Source organism: Variovorax sp. P1_H12_2 (assembly GCF_056405335.1).
Genome location: NZ_JBFUCI010000413.1, coordinates 1 through 5564, shown reverse-complemented (window position 1 = coordinate 5564; position 5564 = coordinate 1). Strand labels below are relative to the sequence as shown.

Sequence of the window (5564 nt, the reverse complement as noted above, 5' to 3'; positions counted from 1 at the left end):
GCTGCTGATCGCCGACGAGCCGACCACCGCGCTCGACGTCACGATCCAGGCCCAGATCCTCGACCTGCTGCGCAGCCTGCAGAAGGAGCGCGGCATGGGCTTGGTGCTGATCACGCACAACATGGGCGTGGTCAGCGAAATGGCACAGCGCGTGGCCGTGATGTATGCGGGCCAGGTGATGGAGGAGCGCGGCGTGGCCGAGCTGTTCGCGGCGCCGCAGCATCCCTACACCGCGGCGCTTCTGGCGGCGCTGCCGGAGCGCACGGCGGGCGCAGGGCGGCTCGCCACCATCGCCGGCGTGGTGCCGGGGGTGCACGACCGGCCTGCCGGCTGCCTCTTCGCGCCGCGCTGCGACTACGCGACCGCGCATTCGCGTTCGGTGCGGCCCGAGCTGCGCGACTGGATGGGCGGGCAGGTGCGCTGCCACTACGCGCTCGGGGACCCGCAGCGCGACGAGGCCCTGGCGCGCGATGGCGCCCACGTCGTGGAGTTCGTGAGATGAAACACCCCCGAAACGCCTTCGGCGCTTCCCCCTCGAGGGGGCGATACCGGCGGCCCGGCGAAGCCGGTTCCGCGGTATCCCTGGCCTTGGGTGTGCCGGTTTCAGTCGTCGCGCAAGGCGCACTGCGCCATGGACCACCTGGATGAACCAGACAGTCGTTGTTGAAGCGCAGGACCTGCAGCGCGTGTACCCGGTGCGCCGTGGCCTGTTCCGCGCCCCGGCGCAACTGCAGGCGGTGGGCAACATCTCGTTTCGCATCGAGCGCGGCCGCACGCTGGCGGTGGTCGGCGAATCGGGCTGCGGCAAATCCACGCTCGCGCGCATGGTGGCGCTGATCGAGAAACCCACTGCGGGTTCGCTCCGCCTGGTGGGCCACGATGCGGTCGATCCGCCGCCCGAGCGCCGGCGCGAGCTGCGCCAGGCGGTGCAACTGGTGTTCCAGAACCCCTACGGCTCGCTCAATCCGCGCAAGAAGATCTCCGCCGTGCTCGAGGATCCGCTGGCGATCAACACCACGCTCGGCCAGGCGGAGCGCGCCGCCCGGGCGCGCGACATGCTGGCCCGCGTCGGGCTGCGGCCCGAGTACGCCAACCGCTACCCGCACATGTTCTCGGGCGGCCAGCGCCAGCGCATCGCGATCGCGCGCGCGCTGATGCTCGATCCGCGGCTGCTGGTGGCCGACGAGCCGGTGTCGGCGCTGGACGTCTCGATCCAGGCCCAGGTGCTGAACCTGCTGGCCGACCTGCAGGCCGATCTGGGGCTGTCCTACCTCTTCATTTCGCACGACCTCGGCGTGGTGCGCCACATCGCGCACGAGGTGCTGGTGATGTACCTCGGCCATGCGGTCGAGCAGGGGCCCAAGGCGCGCATCTTCGCGCGGCCGCTGCACCCCTACACGCAGGCGCTGCTGGCCTCGACGCCCGGGCTCGCGGCCGAGCGCATCGTGCTCAAGGGCGAGCTGCCCTCGCCGCTGGCGCCGCCGCCGGGCTGCGTCTTCAACACGCGCTGCAGCCATGCCACCGAGCGCTGCCGCATGGAGCGGCCGTTGCCGCGGCTGCTCGACGAGCGCAGGGTGGCCTGCCACCATGCCGAGAAGTTCCTGCCTGCCGATGTGTCCCCGCCCGCGTTCGCGCGGCCTCAACCCTGAAGGAGTCGAACGACATGCCCACCACCTCCCACCTCTCGCGTCGTCTGCGCGCGGCCACGCTGCTGGCCCCGGCGGCCATCGCGCTCGCCTGCGGCGCCGCGTCGGCCAAGACGCTGGTCTTTTGCTCCGAGGGCAGTCCCGAGAACTTCTATGCGGCGGTGAACACCACGGGCACTTCCTTCGACGCCACCACGCAGGTCTACAACAACCTGGTCGAGTTCGAGCGCGGCACCACCAAGGTCCTGCCCGGCCTGGCCGAGAGCTGGACCATCTCGCCCGACGGCACCGAATACACCTTCAAGCTGCGCCGCGGCGTGAAGTGGCACAACACGGCCAAGAGCTTCAAGCCGACGCGCGACTTCAACGCCGACGACGTCATCTTCATGATGGAGCGGCAGTGGAAGGAGAACGACCCCTACTTCAAGGTCACGAGCCCGAACCACTCCTACTTCAACGACATGGGCATGCCCAAGCTGCTGAAGTCGATCGACCGCGTCGACGACTACACCGTGAAGTTCGTGCTGAACAAGCCCGAGGCGCCGTTCCTGGCCAACCTGGCGATGCCCTACGCCGGCATCCAGTCGAAGGAATACGCGATCGCGATGCTCAAGGCCGGCACGCCCGAGAAGATCGACCAGGACCCGATCGGCACCGGCCCGTTCTACCTGGTGCAATACCAGAAGGATGCGATCGTTCGTTTCAAGGCCTTCCCGCAGTACTGGGGCGGCAAGGCCAAGATCGACGACCTGATCTTCGCGATCACGCCCGACGCCTCGGTGCGCTGGGCCAAGCTGCAGAAGGGCGAGTGCCACGTGATGCCCTACCCGAACCCGGCCGACCTCGACGCCATCCGCAAGGACCCGAGCGTGCAGGTGCTCGAGCAGGCCGGCCTCAACGTCGGCTACCTGGCCTACAACACGCAGAAGAAGCCCTTCGACGACGTGCGCGTGCGACGCGCGCTCAACATGGCGATCAACAAGAAGGCGATCATCGACGGCGTCTACCTGACGACCGGCGTCGCCGCCAAGAACCCGATCCCGCCGACCATGTGGTCCTACAACGATGCCATCAAGGACGACCCCTACGATCCCGAGGCCGCCAAGAAGCTGCTGGCGCAGGCGGGCTATCCCGACGGCTTCACGACCGACCTGTGGGCGATGCCGGTGCAGCGGCCCTACAACCCGAATGCCAAGCGCATCGCCGAGCTGATGCAGGCCGATCTCGCGAAAGTCGGCGTCAAGGCCGAGATCAAGACCTTCGAGTGGGGCGAGTACAGGAAGCGCATGCAGGCCGGCGAGCACCAGATGGGCATGCTGGGCTGGACCGGCGACAATGGCGACCCCGACAACTTCCTCTACACCCTGCTGGGCTGCGCCTCGGCGCAATCGGCCAGCGGCAGCAACGTGGCCAAGTTCTGCTACCAGCCCTACGAGGATCTGGTCGTGAAGGCCAAGAACGTCCCCCAGCAGGCCGAGCGTGACGCGCTCTACAAGAAGGCGCAGGTGATCTTCAAGGAGCAGGCGCCGTGGTTCACGATCGCGCATGCGGTGCAGCTGAAGCCGGTGCGCAAGGAGGTGGTCGACTTCAAGCTCAGTCCCTTCGGCCGCCACACGTTCTATGGAGTTGATATCAAGCAATGACGATCGCCGTGGTCGCCGCGATGCACGAGGAGCTCAGTGCACTGCTCGCGCAGATGCCCGACGAGCAGCGCGTGCACGTGGCGGGGCGGGACTTCTGGGTCGGGCACCTGTGCGGGCAGCCGGTGGTCGCGGTGCTGTCGCGCATCGGCAAGGTGGCGGCGGCCCTCACGGCCACGGTGCTGCTCGAGCGCTTCAAGGTCCGCGCGATCGTCTTCACCGGCGTCGCCGGCGGGCTGGCGCCGGGCGTCCGGGTGGGCGACGTGGTGGTCGCCACCAGGCTGCTCCAGCACGACCTCGACGCCTCGCCGATCTTCCCGAGGTACGAGGTGCCGCTGACCGGCCACGCCCGTTTCGCGGTCGACACCGCGATCGGCGATTCGCTCGCGGCGGTGGCCGCCGAGCTGCTGCGCGACCCGGTGGGCCTGCTGGGGCCGCAGGTGGTCGAGGACTTCGGCCTGGCCGCGCCGACGGTGCATCGCGGCTTGCTGGTGAGCGGCGACCGCTTCGTCTCGACCGCGGCCGAAAGCGCCGTGCTTCGCCGCGACCTGCCCGACGCGCTGGCGGTCGAGATGGAGGGCGCCGCGGTGGCCCAGGTGTGCCACGACTACGGCGTGCCCTTCGCCGCGGTGCGCACCATTTCCGATCGCGCCGACGACGAGGCGCATGGCGACTTCACGCGCTTCGTCTCGGCGGTCGCGAGCCGCTACAGCCTGGCCCTCGTCAGCGCCTGGCTCGCGACACTCTCGCCGCAACAAGAACCAGGCCCACCCAAGCCACTCTGATCGAGAGCACCCTCGGAACCGGCTCAGCCGGGCCGCTGGGTGCGCCCCTTGAGGGGAGGCGGCTACACGAAGTGAGCAAGCAACGGGGTGGTCACTTCAACCAGCCGCGCCGGCGGAAGTACCACATCGGCACCAGGGCGCTGGCGATCATCAGCACGACCGCATAGGCGTAGCCGTAGGTCAGATCGAGTTCGGGCATGAACTTGAAGTTCATGCCGTAGACGCTGGCGATCAGGGTCGGCGGCAACAGCGCCACGCTGGCCACCGAAAAGATCTTGATGGTCTTGTTCTGGTTGATGTTGATGAAGCCGACGGTCGCATCCATCAGGAAGTTGATCTTGTCGAACAGGAAGGCCGTGTGGTTGTCGAGCGATTCGATGTCGCGAAGAATCTGCCGCGCTTCCTCGAACTGCTCGGCGTTCAGCATCCGGCTGCGCATCATGAAGCTGACGGCACGGCGCGTGTCCATCACGTTGCGGCGGATGCGTCCGTTCAAGTCCTCCTGGCGCGCGATCAGGCCGAGCACCTCGCCGGCCAGCTCGTCGCTGACGTTGCCCGACAGCACCTTCTTGCCTGCCGATTCGAGCTCGTCATAGATGTTCTCGAGCGTGTCGGCCGAGTACTCGGCGTCGGCGTCGAACAGCTTCAGCAGCACTTCCTTGGCGTCCTCGATCAGCCCGGGGGCGCGCCGCGCGCGCATGCGCAGCAGGCGGAACACCGGCACGTCCTCGTCGTGGATCGAGAACAGCACGCCGCGGCTGCGCAACTCGACGTTGTGCTGGTTGAGGATGAAGGCCACGCGCACCGAGCGCGGGTTCTCGTCGTCGTCGATCAGGAAGTCGCTGCGGATGTGCAGTTCGCCGTTGTCTTCCTCGTAGAAGCGAGCCGACTCCTCGATGTCCTCGTCCATCGCGTCTTCGGGAATCGAAAGGCCGTAGTACTGCTTGATCCAGCGCTTTTCCTCGACCGTGGGCGATTCGAGATCGACCCAGATCGGCTGGAACTTGGAAAGCTCTTCGAGGGCCTCGATCTCTTCCTGGACGAGGCGGCCATTGGCAAGCGTGAAGATGTTGAGCATGGGCTCACTCCCGTGAAATGTCTGGCGGTTGGGCGAGGGGTGTGGGCGCTTTCAATTCCCTCGCCGACGACGCGTCAGAGGGGAAGTGAAAGCTGCCGAGACGGGTCGATTTCCATGCAGGAGTCTCCGGTTGCAGCGAGGCGCGATTATGTCATCCAGGCCGTGACGGCGTTGGCCTGAGGCTGGACGGACATACAGTACAGTTGCGGCGATGCAGCGCGTTGCGACACCCACTTCCCCCGGCGCCACGAGCCAGGCCGAACGGCTGGCGGAGGCGCTCGCGAAGCTCAACGACGCGCAGCGCGCCGCGGTGCTGCACGGCGTCGACGCCGCGCTCGAACCCGCGCAGCAGGACCCGCGGCCGCTGCTCGTGATCGCCGGCGCCGGCTCGGGCAAGACCAGCACGCTCGCGCAC

Annotated in this window: 6 protein-coding genes; 5 read left to right on the top strand and 1 reads right to left on the bottom strand. The window is 67.7% G+C overall.

Features of this window, described 5'->3' with window-relative positions:
* The 4 genes from AC1D2K_RS28720 to AC1D2K_RS28705 all read left to right on the top strand — a co-directional run.
* Positions 1-502 (top strand): oligopeptide/dipeptide ABC transporter ATP-binding protein (locus tag AC1D2K_RS28720; RefSeq protein WP_478093055.1); only part of this gene is annotated, 502 nt, incomplete at its 5' end.
* Positions 503-644: 142 nt separating this feature from the next.
* Positions 645-1649, top strand: a complete 1005-nt coding sequence (locus tag AC1D2K_RS28715; RefSeq protein ID WP_478093054.1) for a dipeptide ABC transporter ATP-binding protein — start codon at positions 645-647, stop codon at positions 1647-1649.
* A gap of 14 nt (positions 1650-1663) precedes the next feature.
* Positions 1664-3289, top strand: a complete 1626-nt coding sequence (locus AC1D2K_RS28710) for an ABC transporter substrate-binding protein (protein WP_478093053.1) — start codon at positions 1664-1666, stop codon at positions 3287-3289.
* Complete coding sequence (locus tag AC1D2K_RS28705; protein WP_478093050.1) at positions 3286-4071, top strand: 5'-methylthioadenosine/adenosylhomocysteine nucleosidase; 786 nt, start codon at positions 3286-3288, stop codon at positions 4069-4071. The genes AC1D2K_RS28710 and AC1D2K_RS28705 overlap by 4 nt, the downstream gene beginning before the upstream one ends.
* Before the next feature lie 91 nt (positions 4072-4162).
* On the opposite strand, the gene corA is transcribed toward AC1D2K_RS28705, so the two are convergent.
* Complete coding sequence (gene corA, locus AC1D2K_RS28700; RefSeq protein WP_478093047.1) at positions 4163-5149, bottom strand: magnesium/cobalt transporter CorA; 987 nt, start codon at positions 5147-5149, stop codon at positions 4163-4165.
* Between the two features lie 211 nt (positions 5150-5360).
* Here corA and AC1D2K_RS28695 point away from each other — a divergent pair.
* Positions 5361-5564, top strand: a 204-nt coding sequence (locus AC1D2K_RS28695) for a UvrD-helicase domain-containing protein (protein WP_478093046.1), incomplete at its 3' end; no start/stop codon positions are given.